At 63.5% G+C, this 18,992-nt stretch carries 19 protein-coding genes; 12 read left to right on the top strand and 7 right to left on the bottom strand.

Annotated elements, in window-relative coordinates; translation table 11 throughout:
• Position 1: 1 nt before the first annotated feature.
• Together cydB and G4923_RS00205 are read right to left on the bottom strand one after the other, a co-directional pair.
• Positions 2-1,129: a cytochrome d ubiquinol oxidase subunit II gene (gene cydB, locus G4923_RS00210; protein ID WP_163134857.1), complete on the bottom strand. Its 1,128-nt coding sequence runs from the start codon at positions 1,127-1,129 to the stop codon at positions 2-4.
• Positions 1,129-2,700 (bottom strand): cytochrome ubiquinol oxidase subunit I, encoded by a 1,572-nt coding sequence (locus G4923_RS00205; RefSeq protein WP_163134856.1) that lies wholly within the window; start codon positions 2,698-2,700, stop codon positions 1,129-1,131. The genes cydB and G4923_RS00205 overlap by 1 nt, the downstream gene beginning before the upstream one ends.
• A gap of 120 nt (positions 2,701-2,820) precedes the next feature.
• Here G4923_RS00205 and G4923_RS00200 point away from each other — a divergent pair, with 120 nt between their 5' ends.
• The gene (locus tag G4923_RS00200; protein WP_163134855.1) at positions 2,821-4,239 is read left to right on the top strand and encodes an aminotransferase-like domain-containing protein; all 1,419 of its coding nucleotides are present in this window, start codon (positions 2,821-2,823) and stop codon (positions 4,237-4,239) included.
• A gap of 59 nt (positions 4,240-4,298) precedes the next feature.
• Here G4923_RS00200 and G4923_RS00195 read toward each other — a convergent pair whose 3' ends face one another.
• Positions 4,299-4,952 (bottom strand): tellurite resistance TerB family protein, encoded by a 654-nt coding sequence (locus G4923_RS00195; RefSeq protein ID WP_163134854.1) that lies wholly within the window; start codon positions 4,950-4,952, stop codon positions 4,299-4,301.
• Between the two features lie 217 nt (positions 4,953-5,169).
• On the opposite strand from G4923_RS00195, the gene G4923_RS00190 reads away from it, so the two are divergent.
• The 4 genes from G4923_RS00190 to G4923_RS00175 all read left to right on the top strand — a co-directional run bounded on the left by G4923_RS00190 (position 5,170) and on the right by G4923_RS00175 (position 6,716).
• Complete coding sequence (locus G4923_RS00190) at positions 5,170-5,472, top strand: hypothetical protein (protein ID WP_240455230.1); 303 nt, start codon at positions 5,170-5,172, stop codon at positions 5,470-5,472.
• Between the two features lie 14 nt (positions 5,473-5,486).
• Positions 5,487-5,957 (top strand): acyl-CoA thioesterase, encoded by a 471-nt coding sequence (locus G4923_RS00185; protein WP_163134852.1) that lies wholly within the window; start codon positions 5,487-5,489, stop codon positions 5,955-5,957.
• 86 nt (positions 5,958-6,043) lie between these two features.
• On the top strand, positions 6,044-6,199 hold the full coding sequence (rsmS, locus tag G4923_RS00180) for a pleiotropic regulatory protein RsmS (protein WP_163134850.1): 156 nt from the start codon (positions 6,044-6,046) through the stop codon (positions 6,197-6,199).
• Between the two features lie 49 nt (positions 6,200-6,248).
• Positions 6,249-6,716, top strand: coding sequence for a GyrI-like domain-containing protein (locus G4923_RS00175; RefSeq protein WP_163134842.1), 468 nt, complete (start codon positions 6,249-6,251; stop codon positions 6,714-6,716).
• Positions 6,717-6,737: 21 nt separating this feature from the next.
• On the opposite strand, the gene G4923_RS00170 is transcribed toward G4923_RS00175, so the two are convergent.
• On the bottom strand, positions 6,738-7,580 hold the full coding sequence (locus G4923_RS00170) for a LysR family transcriptional regulator (RefSeq protein ID WP_163135005.1): 843 nt from the start codon (positions 7,578-7,580) through the stop codon (positions 6,738-6,740).
• A 123-nt stretch (positions 7,581-7,703) separates the two neighbouring features.
• On the opposite strand from G4923_RS00170, the gene G4923_RS00165 reads away from it, so the two are divergent.
• Both G4923_RS00165 and G4923_RS00160 read left to right on the top strand, forming a co-directional pair.
• Positions 7,704-8,207: a nucleoside deaminase gene (locus G4923_RS00165; RefSeq protein ID WP_163134840.1), complete on the top strand. Its 504-nt coding sequence runs from the start codon at positions 7,704-7,706 to the stop codon at positions 8,205-8,207.
• The gene (locus tag G4923_RS00160; RefSeq protein ID WP_163134838.1) at positions 8,200-9,465 is read left to right on the top strand and encodes a cyanate transporter; all 1,266 of its coding nucleotides are present in this window, start codon (positions 8,200-8,202) and stop codon (positions 9,463-9,465) included. The genes G4923_RS00165 and G4923_RS00160 overlap by 8 nt, the downstream gene beginning before the upstream one ends.
• Before the next feature lie 43 nt (positions 9,466-9,508).
• On the opposite strand, the gene rluF is transcribed toward G4923_RS00160, so the two are convergent.
• Positions 9,509-10,519 carry a 23S rRNA pseudouridine(2604) synthase RluF gene (gene rluF / locus G4923_RS00155; protein WP_163134836.1) on the bottom strand — a complete coding sequence of 337 codons (1,011 nt, stop codon included), beginning with the start codon at positions 10,517-10,519 and terminating at the stop codon, positions 9,509-9,511.
• Between the two features lie 649 nt (positions 10,520-11,168).
• On the opposite strand from rluF, the gene gdhA reads away from it, so the two are divergent.
• Together gdhA and G4923_RS00145 are read left to right on the top strand one after the other, a co-directional pair.
• Positions 11,169-12,512, top strand: a complete 1,344-nt coding sequence (gdhA, locus tag G4923_RS00150; RefSeq protein WP_163134834.1) for an NADP-specific glutamate dehydrogenase — start codon at positions 11,169-11,171, stop codon at positions 12,510-12,512.
• 185 nt (positions 12,513-12,697) lie between these two features.
• Entirely contained in the window at positions 12,698-12,913 is a 216-nt protein-coding gene (locus G4923_RS00145) for a DUF3955 domain-containing protein (protein ID WP_163134832.1), read from the top strand.
• Positions 12,914-12,926: 13 nt separating this feature from the next.
• Here G4923_RS00145 and G4923_RS00140 read toward each other — a convergent pair whose 3' ends face one another.
• Entirely contained in the window at positions 12,927-13,295 is a 369-nt protein-coding gene (locus tag G4923_RS00140; protein ID WP_163134830.1) for a VOC family protein, read from the bottom strand.
• A 115-nt stretch (positions 13,296-13,410) separates the two neighbouring features.
• Entirely contained in the window at positions 13,411-13,878 is a 468-nt protein-coding gene (locus G4923_RS00135) for a hypothetical protein (protein ID WP_163135003.1), read from the bottom strand.
• Positions 13,879-14,144: 266 nt separating this feature from the next.
• Here G4923_RS00135 and G4923_RS00130 point away from each other — a divergent pair, with 266 nt between their 5' ends.
• From G4923_RS00130 to G4923_RS00120, 3 genes are all read left to right on the top strand, one after another.
• A complete protein-coding gene (locus G4923_RS00130) occupies positions 14,145-14,822 on the top strand; it encodes an HNH endonuclease (protein ID WP_240455229.1) in 678 nt (225 codons plus the stop codon).
• 384 nt (positions 14,823-15,206) lie between these two features.
• On the top strand, positions 15,207-17,318 hold the full coding sequence (locus G4923_RS00125; protein ID WP_338120422.1) for a putative bifunctional diguanylate cyclase/phosphodiesterase: 2,112 nt from the start codon (positions 15,207-15,209) through the stop codon (positions 17,316-17,318).
• 495 nt (positions 17,319-17,813) lie between these two features.
• A complete protein-coding gene (locus tag G4923_RS00120; protein ID WP_163134828.1) occupies positions 17,814-18,929 on the top strand; it encodes an LPS O-antigen chain length determinant protein WzzB in 1,116 nt (371 codons plus the stop codon).
• Positions 18,930-18,992: the final 63 nt, after the last annotated feature.

The raw sequence follows: 18,992 nt of genomic DNA, 5'->3' as shown, positions 1-18,992 counted from the left end.
GTTAGTAGAGGCTGTGGCCCTGCTGGCGCACCTGCTCGGTACTCATCTTGCCCCGCGCCACCCAGTAGACCCAGAGGGTGTAGCCCAGGTTGATGGGCATCAGCACGGCGACGATTCCCAGCATGATGAGCAGGGTGCCCTCGCTGGAGGTGCCGTCCCACAGGGTCAGGCTGCTGGACGGATCCAGGGACGAGGGCAGCACGAAGGGGAAGAGCGCTATGGCCACGGTCAGCATCATGGCGGCGCAGGCACCACCGCTGGCAAGGATCGCCAGCCGCGCCCGGCCATGGTGGCTTGCCAGCGTGCTCAAGAGCGGCAGCAGGAGGCCGAGGGCAGGCACAGCCCAGAGCACCGGGTGCGCCACGAAGTTGCCAAGCCAGCCATCCGGCACCGTCGTCACCTGCTTCATCAGGGGCGTCAGGGCGCTGTTGAGATCCCCAATCTCGGCTATCCGGTAACCACGCATCTGACTGAGCCAGAGGCCACCGAGGGCAAACAGAGCGCTCGCCAGGGGGCCGAGCCAGAGGCTCTGGCGGGCGCAGCGCTCGGCTATCACCCCTTGGGTCTTGCACTGCAGGAAGCTGGCACCGTGCAGCATCAGCAGGGCCAGCGCCGTCCCCATGCAGGTCAACAGCAGCGGCCAGTTGAAATCGAAGGCGCCATAGTGGATGCGAAGGGCCGAGTCGAAGCGAAACGGCAAGCCTTGCAACAGGAAGCCCAGGGTCGCGCCAAACACCAGGGTCGGCAGCAGGGCCCCCATCACCAGGGCCCTGTCCCACCAGCGGCGCCAGAGCGGGTCCGGCAGCTTGCTGCGATAGTCAAAGCCGACCGGGCGCAGGAAGAGGCCGAACAGCAGGAACATGAAGGGCACATAGAGCGCCGAGAAGGCGGCGGCATAGACCAGGGGCCAGGCGGCGAACAGGGTGCCGGCCCCGGCGATGAGCCACACCTGGTTACCCTCCCACACGGGCCCCACGCTGTTGAGCAGCACCCGCCGCTCCTCGTCGCTCTTGCCCACCACGGGGAGCAGCAGACCGACCCCGAGATCGAAGCCGTCCATCACCACGAAGCCGACGAGCAGGAAGAGCACCAGCCCCCACCAGACGAGTTTCAGGGTTTCGTAATCCATCAGACAAGACTCCCGTTTTTCAACACTTCACCTTGATAACGACCCGTCTGCAGGCTGGCGGGCCCTTTGCGGATCACGTGACGCAACAAGAACAGCTCCACCACCAGCAGCGTGCTGTAGATGAGGAAGATGGCGATCAGGCTGAACCAGAGTTGCCCAGGTTGCAGCAAGGAGACCGAGGCCGACACCGGCAGCACGTCGCTGATGGTCCAGGGCTGGCGGCCAAATTCGGCCACGAACCAGCCCGCCTCGATGGCAATCCAGGGCAGCGGAATAGACCAGAACAGCGCCTTGAGCAGGCGGAGCGATTGCACCAGCCTGCCCCGGCACAGCTGCAGGAAGGCGGCGCCAAAGAGCAGCAGCAACCCCCCCCCTATGCCCACCATCAGCCGGAAGCTCCAGAACAGCGGCGCCACCTGGGGGATGGAGTCGGCGACGGCCTTGGCTATGGCCCCTTCGTCCGCCTTGCCAATCTCCTTGGCGTAGGGGGTCAGCAGCAGGCCGTAACCGAGATCGGCGCGGTGGCGCTCGAAGGTGGCACGAGCCTCGGCATTGCTACCATCCGCTCGCAGGGCTTCCAGGGCCTCGTGGGCCAGCATGCCGCTGCGAATGCGCACCTCGTGCTCGGCCTTGAGATCTTTAAGGCCTGTCACCTGCTCATCCAGGGAGCGGGTGGCGATGATGCCCATCAGGTAGGGAATTTTGAGGGCCGCATGGGTGGTCTCGGCACCCTGATCCGGCAGGCCGAACAGGGTGAAGGCGGCCGGCGCGGGCTCGGTCTCCCACTCCGCCTCGATGGCGGCGAGCTTGACCTTCTGCACCTCCCCGGAGCGGTAGCCCGACTCGTCCCCCAGCACGATGACAGAGAGGATGGCGGCCAGCCCGAAGCCGGAGGCGATGGCGAAGGAGCGCAGGGCGAAGCGCACCTCCATGCGGCGCAGCAGATACCAGCTGCTCACCCCCATCACGAACAGGGAGGCCGCCACATAACCCGCCGCCACCGTGTGCACGAACTTGACCTGGGCCACCGGGTTGAACAGCACGGCGGCCACGTCGGTCAGCTCCATGCGCATCGTCATGGGATTGAACTCGGCGCCGACCGGGTTCTGCATCCAGCCGTTGGCGATGAGGATCCAGAGCGCGGAGAGGTTGGAGCCGAGCGCCACCAGCGCGGTCACCAGCAGGTGCTGGCCGCGGGAGAGCTTGTCCCAGCCGAAGAAGAAGAGCCCCACCAGGGTGGACTCGAGGAAGAAGGCCATCAGCCCCTCCACCGCCAGCGGGGTGCCGAAGATGTCGCCGACGTAGTGGGAGTAGTAGGCCCAGTTGGTACCGAACTGGAACTCCAGGGTGATCCCCGTGGTGACCCCCATGACGAAGTTGATGCCGAACAACTTGCCCCAGAAGCGGGTGATGTCCTGGTAGATCACCTTGCCGGTCATCACGTAGGCCGACTCGGCGATCACCAGGATCCAGGACAACCCCAGGGTGAGGGGCACAAACAGAAAGTGGAACATCGCCGTCGCGCCGAACTGTATTCGGGACAGGCTGACCACATCATCCAGGCTTATCATGCATGACTCTCTATGTTGCATTTAACAGACAGGTTTTCGCCCGTTAAGTACAACACGCCCTATGACACCTATAACAGATGCAGTTATAGTGAAATACACCTATAACAGTTAGGGTACACCATGTCCCGTTACGGCCAGCTGGCAGCCTTGCTGCAACAGCAGATAGAGAGCGGCCTCTGGCAGCCGGGGGAGCGCATCCCCTCCATCCGCCAGAGCTGCAAGACCCACACACTCAGCCCCATGACGGTGCTGCAGGCCTATCAGCTGCTGGAGAGCCGCGGCCTGATCCTGGCCAGGCCCCAGTCCGGCTACTACGTCAAGGCCGCCACCTCCCCGCTGCGGGCCAGCGCCCCCCAGCAGGCGCACTATACCGGCTCGGTGGACATCAACGATCTGGTGTTCGAGGTGCTGCAGGCCAGCAAGTCCCGCGAGCTGGTGCCGCTCGGCATGGCGGTGGCGGACCCCGCACTCTTCCCCCATCCCCAGCTCGGCCGGGCGCTGGCCAGCTGCATGCGCCGCCTCGACCCCTTCAGCACGGTGGCCGACCTGCCCCCCGGCAACGAGGCGCTGCGCCGCGCCATCGCCCAGCGTTACGCCGGCGACGGCCTGGCGGTCGACCCCCAAGAGATCATCATCACCACGGGCGCCATGGAGGCGCTCTCCCTGAGCCTGCAGGTGCTGACCGAGCCGGGGGACTGGGTGGTGGTGGAATCCCCCACCTTCTACGGCGCCCTGCAGGCCATGGAGCGGCTCAAGCTCAACGTGGTGGAGATCCCGGTGATCTCCGGGGTCGGCATCGATCTCGCCCTGCTGGCCGAGGCGCTCGCCCAGCGCCCCATCAAGGCGTGCTGGCTGATGGGCAACGTCCAGCACCCCCTGGGCCACACCATGCCGGATGGCCACAAGCAGGGGCTGATGGCGCTGCTAAACGCCCATGAGGTGCCTCTGGTGGAGGACGACGTCTACGCCGAGCTCTACTTTGGCCGCGAGCGCCCCAGCCCTATCAAGCGCTGGGACGCTCGGGGCGACAGCCTGCTGTGCGGCTCCTGGACCAAGTGCCTGGCGCCGGGCTTTCGGGTCGGCTGGGTGGTGGCGGGACCCCATGCCGAGCGCATCCAGCGGCTGCAACTGATGTCGACCCTCTCCACCAATGTGCCGAGCCAGCTGGCGCTTGCCGACATGCTGCGCCAGGGCGGGGTGGATGCCCACTTTCGCCGCCTGCGCCACACCCTGGCCCAGCGCCAGCAGCAGATGCGGGCGGCCCTGCTGCGCCTCTTCCAGGACGAGGTGCGCATCTCGACCCCGAATGGCGGCTACTTCCTCTGGCTGACATTCGACGAGCGCCTCGACAGCCGGGCACTCTATGCCCAGGCGCTGGCCAGCGGCTTCTCACTGGCCCCCGGGGCTTTGTTCTCGAGCCAGGGCCAGCACAACCACTGCCTGCGCCTCAACAGCGCCCATCCCTGGAGCCCGGCGCTGGAGGCTGCCCTCACCCGGCTGGCGGCCCTGGTCCACCAGCAGCTCGCGCCCCATCAATAGACCACCAACAACAAGGCCCCATGACGGGGCCTTGTGGACAATCTTATGGCTGCCTGGGCTCAACCCGGCGCGCCCAGCTGGGCCACCTGGCGCTCTATGCTGGCTTTCAGGTTGTCATCGAGCTTGAGAGCACGGGCCAGCTCATCGAGATAGCCGCGCTCCATGAAGTGATCCACCTCGACGGCGAGCAGGGAGGCGAGATAGACCTCGGTGGCCTGCTCCATGTCGGTCACTTCCCGGGCCAGGGCTTGCGGGTCCAGCGGGCGGGCCAGCTCGGCGTCAATCCAGCGAGCGGCATCGGGTTGGCCCTGCTCGGTCAGGTACTGCTGGATCTTCTGACGCTCGTTGCCGTCGATGTGGCCGTCGGCCCGGGCCGCCGCCACCATGGCGCGCACCAGCAAGCTGGCGCGGGCATCCAGTTCGGCGCCCGCCAGCTCGTTGAGGGGATGGGGCCTGCCGGCCGCTGGCGCACTCTGGTTCTGCTGCCAGTCCTGATAGAGCTTGTAGGCCAGCCCGCCGAGGGCGGCCGCCCCGCCCACCGCCGCCACCTTGGTGCCGTACTTGCGCATCTTCTTGTTGCCAAGCAGCAGCGCCATGGCCCCGGCGGCCAGCCCCCCCTGGGCCATACCCTTCATCTGGGCCTTGCGCGTGTCACCGCCATCGTTGAGCCAGCCCTTGCCAGCTCCCATCAATTGCTCCAGCATCTGTTTCATGGGGCCTCCTCATTTGCATGAGCTGCCATGCTGGGCCGCCGCCGCTGAACTCAAGGTGAATGGATGTCCCTGCCCCGTCTGTCGCAGCTGACCCTGCTCGTGGCCGGGATCATCTGGTTGGATGAGTCCTGGTCGCTGCGATTGTTATTGTCATCACTGGCCATTTCGGGGGCATAGCCCTGGGCATGGCGAGGCGCCCTTCGCAAGGAGACAACCCATGATGAAGCTGGTCATACTGCTGCTCGGTGGCACCCTCTCGGGCGGCCTGCTCGCCATAGAACAGGCTCGGGACACCCATCAGGCCGGGCTGGACAGAGCCTGTGCCAACGCCCGGCAACAACAGACGATACAAGATAGGCAGCAGCGCATCGATGCCTGCGTCAGGGCCGGGGGCAAGACGACCCGCTGCCAGCAGGAGTACGCCAGCCTCGGCCAGCGCACCGGCAATGAACGCCCCTATGTGTCATCCCTGCCTCCCTGCCAGCAGGCCGAGGCCTACCGCAAGAGTGACCGGCAATGAACCGAGGAGACGATATGACCCCACCCCACGAGCTGACCCTGCAATTTCTCGCCGAACCCGCCGACGTCAACTTCGGTGGCAAGGTCCATGGCGGCATGGTGATGAAGTGGATCGATCAGGCCGGCTACGCCTGCGCCGCCGGCTGGTGTGGCGGCTATGCCGTCACCGTCTATGTGGGGGGCATTCGCTTTTTGCGCCCCATCCAGATAGGCCAGCTGGTGGAGGTGCACGCCAAGGTGATCCACACAGGCACTACCAGCATGCACCTGGCGGTGGATGTCTACAGCCGCCACCCCACTGACCCTGCGCGCCACAAGACCACCCACTGCATCATCATCTTCGTGGCCATGGACGAGCACGGCAAGCCGAGCCCTGTGCCCCAATGGCAGCCGGTGAGCGAGCAGGATCTGAGCTTGCAGCAGTACGCCAAGAAACTGATGGCCCTGCGCGAAGAGCTCGACAAGGAGATGCGTCAGCACATGTGAAGCCCTTCAAGCCCCGGGCACCCGGGGCGTGTCTTCACCGCCCGGGGCGCTATAATGGCGCCCACTTTGCCCCATGAGAAATCAAGATGTCACTGGAAAATGCCCCCCCCGAGGTCAAACTCGCGGTAGATCTGATAGAACTGCTGGAAACCAACCAGATTGCCCCGGAGCTCGCCCTGGCGGCGCTCGCCATCGTCCGCCGTGACTATGAGCGCAAGCTCGAGGAAGGCCGGGCGCACTGACGCGCTCACCTAGACTCTGTCCCTTCACCCTTCCAACCCAGGAGGCGCCATGTCAGACCCCGTTCGCTTTGAAACCGGCAAGGCCATGCTGCTTGGCGGCCTGCGCCGCCATCACAGCTTCCAGCGCGGCGACTTCGGTGGCCAGTGGCGCGACTTCAGCGCCCTTGGCCCCCTGCCGGGTCAGCTGGGGGAGCACGCCTACGGCGTCATCTGCGCCGCCGACGCCACGACCTGCGAATATATGTGCGCGGTGGAAGTCGCGGCGCTGGAGGTCTTGCCCAAGACCCTGGGCCGGATGCGGATCACTCCCCAGACCTATGCGGTCTTTCGCCATCTGGGCCATGTCGATGCCCTGCCCCAAACCTGGCAGCAGGCGCTGGCGTGGCTGGCGCACTCAGACTACGAGTCGGCCCACCAGCCGGATTTTGAGCGCTACGGCGACGCCTTTGACCCGGATAGCGGCAGCGGCGAGGTGGAAGTCTGGCTCGCCGTGGTGCCGAGGCAATCCCTGGCCTGAGGCCCTGGGCCTGGCTTGTTCCTACCTGGGCCCCATCACCTCGTCACAGAGCGCGATCAGGGCCTCGCACAGCCGGCTGAGGGACTCACTGTCCCCCGCCCCCAGGTGCAGGGCCAGCTCCACCGAGCGCACCGCCGGCCAGTCCACCAGCGCCACCTGATCGGGCTGCTGCAATCGGGCGGGCAGCAGGCTCACCCCTATGCCCGCGCTCACCGCCCCCTGCAGGCTGGCGAGGCTGGCACTCACGTAGGCGATGCGCCAGGGGATCCCCCTGGCATCCAGGGCCTCGGTGATCTGGCGCCGATAGAGGCCTTCGCTCGGAAACACCACCAGGGGAACAGGCTCCCGCTCGCAGGCAGGCCAGTCGCGGCTGTCGACCCAGGCCAGCGGCTCGCGCCAGCGGGCGATGGGCTCCCCCTGCCCCCGCCCCTGCTTGATCAGCGCCAGATCCAGCTCCCCCCCTTCGAAGGCCTGCCACAGGACGTGGCTAAGACCGCTTTGCACCTCCAGCCTCACCTCGGGGTATTGCCGGGCGAAAGCCGCCAGCACCGCCGTCATGGCGCCGGCGGCGAAATCCTCGGGCACCCCGAGGCGCAGGGGGTGACTGGCCTCGCTCACCCGCTCCCCCACCCGGGCCAGCAGCCCCAGGATGCGGCGCGCCAGCCCCAGCAGTGTTTCCCCCTGGGCCGTGGTCACCACCTGGCGGCCGGATCTGTCGAGCAGCGGACAACCGAGCTGCTGCTCGAGGCGGCGCATCTGCTGGCTGATGGTGGACTGGGTCAGGTGCATCCGCTCGCCGGCACGGGTGAAACTGCCGGTTTCGACGATGGCGACAAAGCTCTGCAGCAGGTGGGGATCCAGCAAGGGTCGCTCCATGGGGGGATTCTCCATTTATAAAATCACTGAAAGTCATTTTATCATTTAATTTCCAAATGACTTGCGGGCCCGTTAGGCTGCCGTCACCCCCTCTTTTGCCAGGATGATCCCATGTCACAGCCTCCCCAGTCCGGTGCCCGCCCGGTGAACTCCCTCAGTGCCGTCTCGGCCCCCAGCCATCAGGCATGGCTGGAGCAGACCCTGCAGCTGGCCCTGACCCACCGCCAGCAGGGGGGCCGCCCCTTCGCAGCCCTCTTGGTGCGAGACAACCAGCTGGTGGCGAGCGCCGTCAATCGTATGCTGGAGGCGGGGGATCCCAGCCGTCACGCCGAGCTGGAGGCGCTGCGGGAGGGGAGCCGCAAGGGCCCGCTCGCGGGCGCCATCGTCTATGCCAGCGGCCACCCCTGCCCCATGTGCCTGTGCGCCCTGGTGATGAACGGCATCAGCGCCGTCTACTACGCCTTCGACAACGAAGACGCCGCCCCCTTCGGCTTTGACAGCAGCGCGGCCTACGCGGTGCTGCGACTGCCCCTCAGCCCGCCGCCCCTGCCCCTCATCAAGTTGCCAAGCTCCATACCGGCCGCCGCCCTCTACGGCCCCCAGTCCCATGGTTAAGCGCCATCTCCCCTCCGGCAGCGGCGCCCTGCTGGTGCTGGTGGTGCTGATTGGCATCAACCTGCGCCCCTTCCTCACCGCCATAGGCCCCCTGGCGGGGCAGATAGACGCCCAGCTGGGCCTCGGCATGGACAGGCTGGCCTGGGTCACCCTGCTGCCGCTGCTGCTGATCGGGGTCGGCGTCCTGCTCACCCCGGCCCTGCTCGACAAGGCCGGGCCGCGCCCCTTGCTCGGGGCGGCCCTGTTGCTGCTGATGCTGGGCAGCGCCCTGCGCCTCGATCTGTCCAGCGGCGCCCTGCTCATCGCCAGCGCCGCCCTGTGCGGGCTGGGGTCGGCTCTGGTGCAGGGGACATTGCCCGGCCTCATCAAGGGGGCCTTTGCGGGCAAGGTGCCGCTGGTGATGGGGATCTTCTCGGCCTGCATGATGGGGGGCGGGGCGCTCGGCGCCGTGCTCACCCCCAGGGTCGCCCTGCACCTCGACTGGTCCCGGGCGCTGGCCCTCTGGAGCCTGCCGGTGCTGCTGGCCCTGCTCTGGCTCGGCTGGCGGGTGCGCCTGCCCGCCGCCGCACCGCACTCCCCTCCTTCAGGGGAGCAGCGGCTGATCGCGCTGCCCCGCGCCTGGCTGCTGATCGCCTGCTTTGGCATCATCAACAGCGGCTACGGCATAGTCGTGGCCTGGCTGGCCCCCGCCTATCTGGCGCTGGGATGGAGCCCCCAGCAGGGGGGCGAGCTGGTGGCCTGGCTGGCCCTGGCCCAGACCGCCAGCGGCCTGGGTCTGCCGCTGCTGGCGGCGCGCAAGGAGGACAGGCGCCCCTGGATGGGGTTGGCCATAGTGATGCAGGTCGCGGGCTTTGGCGGCCTCTGGCTCGCCCCAGAAGCCGCCCCCATCCTCTGGTGCCTGCTGTGCGGCGCCGGCCTTGGCGGCAGCTTCTCCCTCATCATGGTGATTGCGCTGGATCACCTGCCAGACCCCAGACGCGCCGGTAGCCTGAGCGCCCTGATGCAGGGATTTGGCTTCGTCCTGGCGGCCACAGGTCCCTGGGTGGCGGCCCGCCTGCACCACTTGAGCGGTGACTTCGCCAGCGCCTGGCAGTGGCAGCTCGGCGGTCTGATGCTGATGAGCCTGCTGGTGCTGCGCCTGAACCCGCGCCACTACGCTCGCGTGATGGGGGCTCGGGTGATGGGAGCCAGGGCAATGGGGCAGCCCGCCCCCCTCACCCAAAGGGCCCAGACCGCACAAAGCGATACACCGGCCTAGGGCCGGTGTATCGGGAGCACATCAGAGGGCGATGAGGGGCGCACTAGCGCCCCTTCTTCTGCCGCCCGGCCTGGCTGGATCGCGGCTTGCCCGGGGCCGGCTTGCCGCCCTTGTTGGGGGTACCTTTGGCTGCGGCGGCTTTGCCTGCGCCCCCTTTGCCAACAGTCCCCTTGCCGGCGGGGCTCTTCTTCTCGAAGGCCTCCGGACCCGGCACATTGGGGCGGCCGCCAATCTCGTGATCGTCGTCCCGGCGCGGCTTCTTGCCCTGGGCCGGTTTGGCGCTTTGCGCCGCCGGGCTCTTGGGTTTATCCCCCTTGGCCGGTTTCACCTCGGAGGAGGAGTCTTCAATCAGCTTGAACAGCTCGATCAGCTCGTCGTCGGTGAGATCGCGCCACTCCCCCACCGGCAGCCCCTTGAGGCTGACGTTCATGATGCGGATACGCTCGAGCTTGGTCACCTCGAAGCCGAAGTGCTCGCACATGCGGCGGATCTGGCGGTTCAGCCCCTGCACTAGCGTGATGCGGAACACGAAGGGAGCCTCTCGCTTCACCTTGCACTTCTTGGTGACGGCGCCGAGGATGGGCACCCCGGCCCCCATGCCCCGGATAAACTCATCGGTCACCGGCTTGTCGACGGTCACCAGATACTCTTTCTCGTGATCGTTGCCCGCCCGCAGTATCTTGTTCACCAGATCCCCGTGGTTGGTGAGGAAGATGAGCCCCTGGGAGTCCTTGTCGAGGCGCCCTATGGGGAAGATGCGGGTGCTGTGGTTGACGAAGTCGACTATGTTGTCCTTCTCTCCCGCCTCTGTGGTGGAGACTATGCCCACCGGCTTGTTCAGCACGATGAAGACCAGGCTGTCCGCTTCGCGCGCCTCTATCACCTGACCGTTGACCTTGACCAGATCCCCGGCAAACACCTGATCGCCGATCCCGGCCCGCTTGCCGTTGATGTAGACATGGCCCTGCTCGATGAAGCGGTCGGCCTCGCGACGGGAGCAGATGCCGCTCTCGCTGATGTATTTGTTCAGGCGCATGGATTCATCGGCCAGCATGGGTCACCTGCCAGATCGTGGAGTTCAGAAGAAGTGTCGGCTGAGTCAGCCGGGTCATGGTCGGGTTAGTCTGCATACGGTTCCATCTACAAAAAGAATCTACAAAAAGCACCTGCAATCAGTCTCTTCAAAAGGGCAGCGCCGCACTTTCATTAAAAAACCCATCAAAAAAACGCCGCTACAGTAGCATATTGCGCCATCCCTTGCCTTGCCCCGTGCGCCGGATCCTGCAATCCGCCCCGAAGAGGGCGCGCCGCCCGGCGGATGCCGCCTCGCAGGCCAGCTTCCCCTTGCCCATTCGCCCCTTCATCTTGCCCATGCTCTCGCCCTCCTCTCCTCTGCCCCGCTCAGCCTCGCCTCGCCTGAGGCGACAGGCCAAGGGCCGCAGAGAGCGTCGAAGGATACCCATAGAGAGGGATGAACTAAAACTTGCTATTTATTGACCAAAAATGCATAAAAAGATTTTCGTCAGCGCGAATTATCACGTTCTTTTCGGCCATGTAGCGGCGTCATCGCCATCATTGTCGGCAATTTCCGCCACGAAACAAATTTTTATCCGTATTCACTTTCAACGTCGAATATAAAGCGGGGGGCGGCGCCGACCCTTCTCTGGCAAGAGGCCAATTTCCCTTTATTACAGGAGTTACAGATGAGTCATTCCCTCTCTCAGGAGGCATTCCTGGCCCAGGTGGCCAGCCGCAACCCTCACCAACCCGAGTTCATCCAGGCCGTGAGCGAGGTGGTCGCCTCCATCTGGCCCTATGTGGAACGCCACCCCCGCTACCTGCAACACGGCCTGCTGGAACGGCTGGTGGAGCCCGAGCGCCTCATCCAGTTTCGGGTGAGCTGGGTGGATGACCAGGGTCAGGTGCGGGTCAACCGCGGCTACCGCATCCAGCACAACAGCGCCATAGGTCCCTTCAAGGGGGGTATGCGCTTCCACCCCTCGGTGGATCTCTCGGTGCTCAAGTTCCTCGCCTTCGAGCAGACCTTCAAGAACGCCCTCACCACCCTGCCCATGGGGGGCGGCAAGGGGGGCAGCGATTTCGATCCCAAGGGCAAGAGCGAGGGGGAAGTGATGCGCTTCTGCCAGGCGCTGATGCTGGAGCTCTATCGCCACCTGGGTGCCAATACCGACGTGCCGGCCGGTGACATCGGCGTGGGCGGGCGCGAGGTGAGCTACATGGCGGGCATGATGAAGAAGCTCACCAACAGCGCCGAGTGCGTCTTCACCGGCAAGGGGCTCTCCTTTGGCGGCAGCCTGATCCGCCCGGAAGCCACAGGTTACGGCCTGCTCTACTTCGTAGAGGCCATGCTGGCCCACCGTGGCCAGTCCCTGGCCGGCATGCGGGTCTCGGTGTCGGGCTCGGGCAACGTCGCCCAATACGCCATCGAGAAGGCGATGGCGCTGGGCGCCTGTGTCATCAGCGCCTCCGACTCCGGTGGCACCGTCTACGATCCGGACGGCTTCACCCCCGAGAAGCTGGCCCGCCTGATGGAACTTAAAAACGAGCAGCGCAAGCGGGTGGCGGATTACGCCCATGAGCTGGGGCTGGAGTTCTTCACCGGTCGCACCCCCTGGCACCTGCAAGCGGACGTCGCCCTGCCCTGCGCCACCCAGAACGAGCTGGGGGAAGAGGACGCCAGGCTGCTGGTGAAGCAGGGGGTGCAACTGGTGGCCGAGGGGGCCAACATGCCCTCCAGCGCCGCCGCCATCAAGGTATTCCACGAGGCGCGGGTGCTGTTTGCCCCGGGCAAGGCCGCCAACGCCGGTGGGGTCGCCACCTCGGGCCTGGAGATGAGCCAGAATGCCCAACGCCTCTCCTGGACCCGGGAAGAGGTGGATGCCCGCCTCAAGGGGATCATGACCAGCATCCACGCCACCTGTGTTCGTTATGGCCAGGATGACGACCATGTGAACTACGAAAGCGGCGCCAATATCGCCGGCTTCGTCAAGGTGGCCGACGCCATGCTGGCGCAAGGGGTCTGCTAGTCACGCAGCTCCCCGAAACGTCCCCCAAAGCAACAGGGCAGCCCATGGCTGCCCTGTTGTGTTATCTGCATCGAGGTGGTTTTCATCAGGGCAATCGCAGGTAGTGTGCCCGGCGTCACTTCACGCTCGCTTCACCCAGCCATGACACCCTCACCCCTCTTCCATACGCGAACGAGGACAACGAGATGACAACGACCATAGGCGCCCTGCTGATCCTGGCCGGGCTCGGCTGCTTTGTGGCCTTCAACCTGCTTGGCACCACAGTGGATGCACAGGGATTGTTGCACGAGCCCTTTGCCCTGCTGCCCCTGGGCTATCTGCTGCTCTTCACCGGCATGGTGCTCAGCTTGCTCCCGCTACTGCGCAGGGCCCTCGCCAAAGGGGAAGAAAACCGGCCCTGATGCGTCAGGGGACTCAGCGATAGCGGCTGATCTCGATGAGGTTCTGATCCGGATCCAGGCAATAGACAGATTCGATGGGGCCGCAGGCGCCGCTCTTCATCACGGGCCCCTCCACTATCTCAACCCCCTGGCTCTCGAGCTGGGCCATCACCTGATCCAGGGGCCAGCGGGTGATGAGGCAGAGATCCCCCGAACCTACCTGTGCCCGGTTGCGCGGCTCCTCCCCCAGCAGTTGCAGATTGATCTTCTGGTTGCCAAAGCGCAGGGCCCGGCGCCCGGCCCCGAAGGTGATGGGCTCCATCTTGAAGGCACGGCTGTAAAACGCTACCGTCCGCTCTATGTCGCTGACCGTCAATACCAGGTGGTCGATATGGCTGATCATGGTCTCTCCCTGTGGTGATGATCGCCGCCCCATCATAGCCAGTCCCCTTGGTAAAGACTGTGCCTTGGCGCACATCCATTATCCCTAAGCATTTCTTTTATCAGGGGAATACGCCTTATCGCATGGCGGCACAGGTCTTGTCGCGCTGGGCAAGCAGGGCTTCGTCTTCGCTCTCCATGGCCGCCAGAATGGCCTGATTGCAGGCCCGCTCCGCGAGCTTCGCCGGGCTCTGCTTGGCATCGGCGATCTCCGCAATCATGGGGCGATAGCCGATGGCGGCCGAGCAGTACATGGTGCGGTACTTAGGGAGCTGCCAGCTACTGTCATCCTGGCGCGATAACTCATCGCACAGCTTGCCAAACAGTGCCCTTGCCTTGACCGTACACTGACTAAAGCGCCGCACATCCTGCTCATAGGGACGGCAGACGCTGTTCTGTTTGATCTGCCAGAGCTGATAAGAGAAGGGGACTTGCTCCCCCTCATACTGCACCACCAGTGCCTTGACCTCGGTGCCATAGATGTCCGTCACCTGCTGCTGCACCAAGTTGAGATAAGCCGAAAAAAGGTAAGAAACCGGATCCATCACCACCTCCCTGTGGTTGGCTTTGGTGGAACTCAATCAACACCCACACCTCATTATTGGGCCCCAATGACCCCCATCAGGCGGTGTAAAAACCAGCCTACTGATTTATCTACATAAATCCATTGATAAGAAACTCGTTTTTCGACTTTTCGGCTGAAGGATGGTGCCGATTGGATTAAGATGCGCACCATCAAATGTAACTCGGATGAAACCATCCTTATGCCTGAAGTGGCATAGGGAGGCGTATCGGACGCGAGGAGTCGGCTTTGCGCAAGACATGGACGGAAGAAGAGTTAAGGGCAACGGTAGCCGCCTATCTGGATATGCACAGCAAGGCGTTGAATGGCATCCCCTTTGTCAAAAAGCACTATTACGCTGAGCTGGCGACACGCTTCGCACGGTCCGAGAAATCATTTGAATATCGGATGCAAAATATCTCTTACGTCTGCGTCTTGATGGGCAGGGCTTGGGTCTCTGGATTAAAACCCGCCAAGCATGTTGGCCCGCAGCATGCGCCTATCATAGAGCGCCTGATCTGCGAGCTTGATGGCCAACCCTATACCGGGCAGGCCGAGTTCGAGCATCAGGTCATCCAATATAAGACAAAGCCCGTGCTCCCTCTTCCTCTTGGGACGCAGGAGCCAGCCCAGCGCTATGCCAGCACTATGAGTTATGTGAGGGATCCGCAGGTCAAAGCCTGGGTACTAGTGACCGCAGCCGCTAAATGTGAGTGTTGTGATGAGCAAGCTCCCTTTATCACGGCGACCGGGGAACCCTTTCTCGAGGTTCATCACCTGCGCACCTTGGCAGAAGGTGGCTCGGATACCGTCGGCAACACTGTCGCCCTCTGCCCCAACTGCCACCGCGAGCTGCACTATGGTGCCAACAAAGAGGCGCACCGAGATGCACTTTACCAAAAGCTCCCAAGACTCCTCAGAGAGTAAGGGAGTCTGACACCTTTATCCCCACAGACAGCTCGCCCATGGCGAGCTGTCTGCTTTGGATACCTGCTCGCTCCCTTTACCCCCCCTCCCCTCGGCGGGCTACAAAAACGCTGCGGCTCCCCAAGGCATAAGGGCTGTGGCAGTGATCCCCTCCTGTCTATAACCCTCATTTTCAAGCGGGAAAATTTGGAACCCGCCCTTGGACAAGGGGCGGGAGGGCATTGCCATCAAGGGGTAAATTCAGTGTTTTTACTCTGATCCTGGGCCCATTTTGGTGCGTATAGCTGGCCGGTTTGGGGCACCTCTGGTGTACAATCTCCAGCCCGATTTTCCTCCCCAGCCCGGCCATGGCTCAGGCCGTTATCCATCCCAGAGTGAGTGACAGTGACCGCGACCCACCCCATGCTCGACAGTTATTACAGCCAGGATCTGGTGTTTTTCTCCATCCTGGTGGCGGTGCTCGCCTCTTACACTGCGCTGAATATGACGAGCCGGGTGAGCCAGAGCCGGGGACGGGCCGCCGCCCTCTGGCTCGCGGGGGGCGCCTTCGCCATGGGATTCGGCATCTGGTCCATGCATTTTATCGGTATGCTCGCCTTCAACCTGCCCATAGCGCTGGGCTACGATCTGACCCTCACCGGCCTCTCCCTGGTGGCGGCCATCGGCTCCTCGGCCTTTGCGCTCTGGCTGGTGAGCCGCCCCGAGCTACCCTGGCGCCAGATCGCGGGGGGCGCCCTGCTGATGGGGGCAGGCATCGCCGCCATGCACTACATCGGCATGGCGGCCATGAAGATAGAGCCCGGTATTCACTACCACAGCGGGCTCTTCGTCCTCTCCATCCTGATTGCCGTGCTCGCCTCCGGCGCCGCGCTCTGGATTGCGTTTCGCCTGCGCAACAGCACACCCCGCGCCTTCTTTCGCAAGGCGCTCGCCTCCCTGGTCATGGGGGCCGCCATCATCGGCATGCACTACACCGGCATGGCGGCGGCCCAGTTCCCTGAAGGGAGCCTGTGCGGCGCCCTCTACACCGGCCTCAATACCCAGTGGCTCGCGACCGTCATCATCATAGTGACCCTGGCGGTGTTCGCCATCGCCCTGGTCCTCTCCCTGCTGGATGCCCACGCCGCCCGCCTCTCGACCTCCTTGCACCTGGCCCACGACGAGCTGCTCAAGCTGGCGCTCCATGACAGCCTGACCCGGCTGCCGAACCGGCTGCTGTTTGCCGACCGGCTGGAGCAGCGCATCCAGGAGTGCCAGCACAATCAGCGCTGCTTCTCCTTGCTGTTTCTCGATCTCGACGGCTTCAAGATCATCAACGATGCCCACGGTCACCACACCGGGGATCTGCTGCTGGCCGAGGTGGCGACCAGGATCACCGGGCTGCTCGGCGCCAGCGACACTGCCTCGCGCTTTGGCGGCGACGAGTTCGTGCTGGCCCTGGCGCCGGGGGACATCACCCAGACCACGGCCTTCGCCGAGCGGCTGCTGGCCACCCTGGCCCAGCCCTATCCCTGGGAGCATCACAGCCTGCACATCACCGCCAGCATCGGCATCGCCGTCTACCCCCAGGATGGCACCAGCCTGCACGAGCTGACCCTCAATGCCGATGCCGCCATGTACTACGCCAAGCAGCGGGGGCGCAACGACTACTACTACTTCGACAACGCCATGAATGCCAACGCCCACCAGCAGTTCTTGCTGCAAAAGGAGCTGCGCCATGCCCTGGAGCGGGGGCAGCTGGCCCTGCACTATCAGCCCAAATACGGCGCCCACAACGGCGAGGTGGTCGGCGCCGAGGCGCTGCTGCGCTGGCAGCACCCGCACCATGGCGCCATCTCCCCGGCGAGCTTCCTGCCCCTGGCGGAGAAGACCCGGCTCATCATCCCCATCGGCAACTGGGTACTGGATGAGGCCTGCCGTCAGATGAGCCGCTGGCGGGAGGCGGGTCATCACGACTGGAGCGTGGCGGTGAACCTCTCCACCATACAACTGGCCAGCCCCGGCTTGCTGGAAGAGGTGGAGGCCGCCCTCGCCCGCCACCGGCTGGAAGCCCGCCACCTCACCCTGGAGATCACCGAATCCACCGCCATGGAGAACGCCGAGGAGAGCCTGGCCATCCTCAATCGCCTGGCAAAGCTCGGGCTTGGTATCTCCATCGATGACTTCGGCACCGGCTACTCCAGCCTGCTCTACCTCAAGCGCTTCCCCGCCAACGAGCTCAAGATAGACAGGGGCTTCGTCGCCACCCTGGCGCACGAGGGGGACGATGCCACCATCATCGGCGCCATCATAGCCCTGGGCCAGGCCCTGGGGATGCGCATAGTGGCCGAAGGGGTGGAGACCCCGGAGCAGCGCACCCTGCTGACCCAGCTCGGCTGCGACACCCTGCAGGGCTATCTGCTGGGGCGCCCCATGCCGGGGGAGCAACTGCTGGCCCACTGCGAGGCGCCACTCTCTACGCCGGAGTCGTACGGCCTCCCGCCTGAACCGGCCTGACGGGGGCAGAGGGCTCCCACGGCGTCATATTTTCCCATCCCCTCACCGCTCTCCATGCCAGCCGATCCGCGGAGGGATCTGCGGCTCAGTACAGTTCACGTACAGACAGCCGGTGCTCTAATCACTTGGCACCGCGTACGGCAGTGCAGCCCCCTTCTTGCTCACGGATATCCCATGGTACGACTGGAACAGATTGCCTGATCTGGCGCAGGCAGGGTGGCAAGGACAATTCCCCTCCCCCATCAACGGGACTGTGCCACAACAGATGACCACCTTGATCATCCTGATATTAAGCAGCCGGGTTCAGCCAGTGCCACCACCATGGGCATCCAAGGCAGACAGCCACATAACCGACCAAGACACGCCATGTTCGAAAAGCCGATGGCAAATCAACCAAGGGCCACCGGGTTCTCGTCCGTGCTGCTACCTTGCCTCCGTCATTGGGCCTGTGGGAATGAGCGCCAAATGCTACATGACATATATCGGTGACAATCTATGAGCCATTTGGCGACGAACGACAATAACCCCCATAGAGCGGGTTATCCCTTGCAGATAACAAGGGCCGACGATGAAATAGATCTCTATACACTCTTCGCATTGTTGTGGCAGAAAAAGATCTGCATCCTTATTAGCGCATTGATCTGTGGCAGCATGGGATTATTGTATGCCATGGTCGCTCCCGAACAGTGGACGGCTCACGCCATCATATATAAACCCAAACAGCGAGACACGCTGGAGCTCGATCGCCTAAGAACCGCCCTCGACATTCAAGGATTGGCCGGCCCCAAGAGCAATAACGCCCTCTACAATGATTTCTTACTGGAATTCAAGTCTTACGACAATATCAGCAGCTATCTGCACGGCAGCTCCCAATTTAAACAATACGTAGTGGAACAGGACCTTGACCCTCTGGCGCAACAGAGATTATTGAGGACATGGTCAGAGTGGATGCTGCTCGAGCCTGCAGACAAGAAGGGGGAACAGCCAGGCATACGCCTCTCTTTTTCTTTCTTTAAAAAAGAGGAGGTAGTCTCACTTTTGACGGGATATATGAATTACATCATTTCATTACAAAATAGCGATCTGTGCGATGCCCTGGAAAATAATAGAAAAAGCCAGCACAGTGCTCTCCTGCTCAGAATAAAGATGAAAATGGAAGATGCAAGGCGCGAGCTGGCCAGAGAGATTGAGAACATTGAATACAGCATGAGTATCGCCAATGCGGCCGGGGTGAATAAACCATTGGAAAATTTCAGCTACGGTGATCGCTTCCCCATCATGCTCGGAAAAGACGGGCTGGCTAAAAAACTGGCCATCCTCAAGTCACTCAAACCAGAAGAATATATGCCGGAGATAATGGAGCTGAAGGTGCAGCTTGCCAGATTAGAAGGCATCCGCATTGATACCCTGGCCTTTCGTCCATTCTCTTATCTGGATACCCCTGGCCAGCCATTGACGAGAGACAAGCCAAAACGTCCGTTGATCCTTGTCTTGGCCACCCTGCTGGGCGGGATGTTGGGGATGGCCCTGGTGCTGCTCCAGCACGCCTTCAGACAGGGCAGAAGCAAAGACGAGGATGCTCACCGGCCAACCCTGGCTAATCTGGGGTGACTTTCATCCTCTTGTAAACAGGTCATTGTGCTCCTTGCCAGAGAGTGTCTAGTCCTGAAATAG

The organism is Aeromonas rivipollensis (assembly GCF_010974825.1).
GTDB lineage: Bacteria > Pseudomonadota > Gammaproteobacteria > Enterobacterales > Aeromonadaceae > Aeromonas > Aeromonas rivipollensis.
The sequence above is the reverse complement of the archived record's forward strand: the minus strand, read 5'-3'. Positions and strand labels throughout refer to the sequence as shown.

Bases quoted from the DNA above. Each gene is read 5' to 3' on its own strand.
- rluF (WP_163134836.1), bottom strand. From the start codon at position 10,519: ATGCTGGCCGATGAATCCATGCGCCTGAACAAATACATCAGCGAGAGC.
- G4923_RS00200 (WP_163134855.1), top strand. From the start codon at position 2,821: ATGTCCCGTTACGGCCAGCTGGCAGCCTTGCTGCAACAGCAGATAGAG.
- G4923_RS00190 (WP_240455230.1), top strand. From the start codon at position 5,170: ATGATGAAGCTGGTCATACTGCTGCTCGGTGGCACCCTCTCGGGCGGC.
- gdhA (WP_163134834.1), top strand. From the start codon at position 11,169: ATGAGTCATTCCCTCTCTCAGGAGGCATTCCTGGCCCAGGTGGCCAGC.
- G4923_RS00120 (WP_163134828.1), top strand. From the start codon at position 17,814: ATGAGCCATTTGGCGACGAACGACAATAACCCCCATAGAGCGGGTTAT.
- G4923_RS00185 (WP_163134852.1), top strand. From the start codon at position 5,487: ATGACCCCACCCCACGAGCTGACCCTGCAATTTCTCGCCGAACCCGCC.
- G4923_RS00165 (WP_163134840.1), top strand. From the start codon at position 7,704: ATGTCACAGCCTCCCCAGTCCGGTGCCCGCCCGGTGAACTCCCTCAGT.
- G4923_RS00145 (WP_163134832.1), top strand. From the start codon at position 12,698: ATGACAACGACCATAGGCGCCCTGCTGATCCTGGCCGGGCTCGGCTGC.
- G4923_RS00175 (WP_163134842.1), top strand. From the start codon at position 6,249: ATGTCAGACCCCGTTCGCTTTGAAACCGGCAAGGCCATGCTGCTTGGC.
- G4923_RS00140 (WP_163134830.1), bottom strand. From the start codon at position 13,295: ATGATCAGCCATATCGACCACCTGGTATTGACGGTCAGCGACATAGAG.
- G4923_RS00205 (WP_163134856.1), bottom strand. From the start codon at position 2,700: ATGATAAGCCTGGATGATGTGGTCAGCCTGTCCCGAATACAGTTCGGC.
- G4923_RS00195 (WP_163134854.1), bottom strand. From the start codon at position 4,952: ATGAAACAGATGCTGGAGCAATTGATGGGAGCTGGCAAGGGCTGGCTC.
- G4923_RS00135 (WP_163135003.1), bottom strand. From the start codon at position 13,878: ATGGATCCGGTTTCTTACCTTTTTTCGGCTTATCTCAACTTGGTGCAG.
- G4923_RS00160 (WP_163134838.1), top strand. From the start codon at position 8,200: ATGGTTAAGCGCCATCTCCCCTCCGGCAGCGGCGCCCTGCTGGTGCTG.
- cydB (WP_163134857.1), bottom strand. From the start codon at position 1,129: ATGGATTACGAAACCCTGAAACTCGTCTGGTGGGGGCTGGTGCTCTTC.
- rsmS (WP_163134850.1), top strand. From the start codon at position 6,044: ATGTCACTGGAAAATGCCCCCCCCGAGGTCAAACTCGCGGTAGATCTG.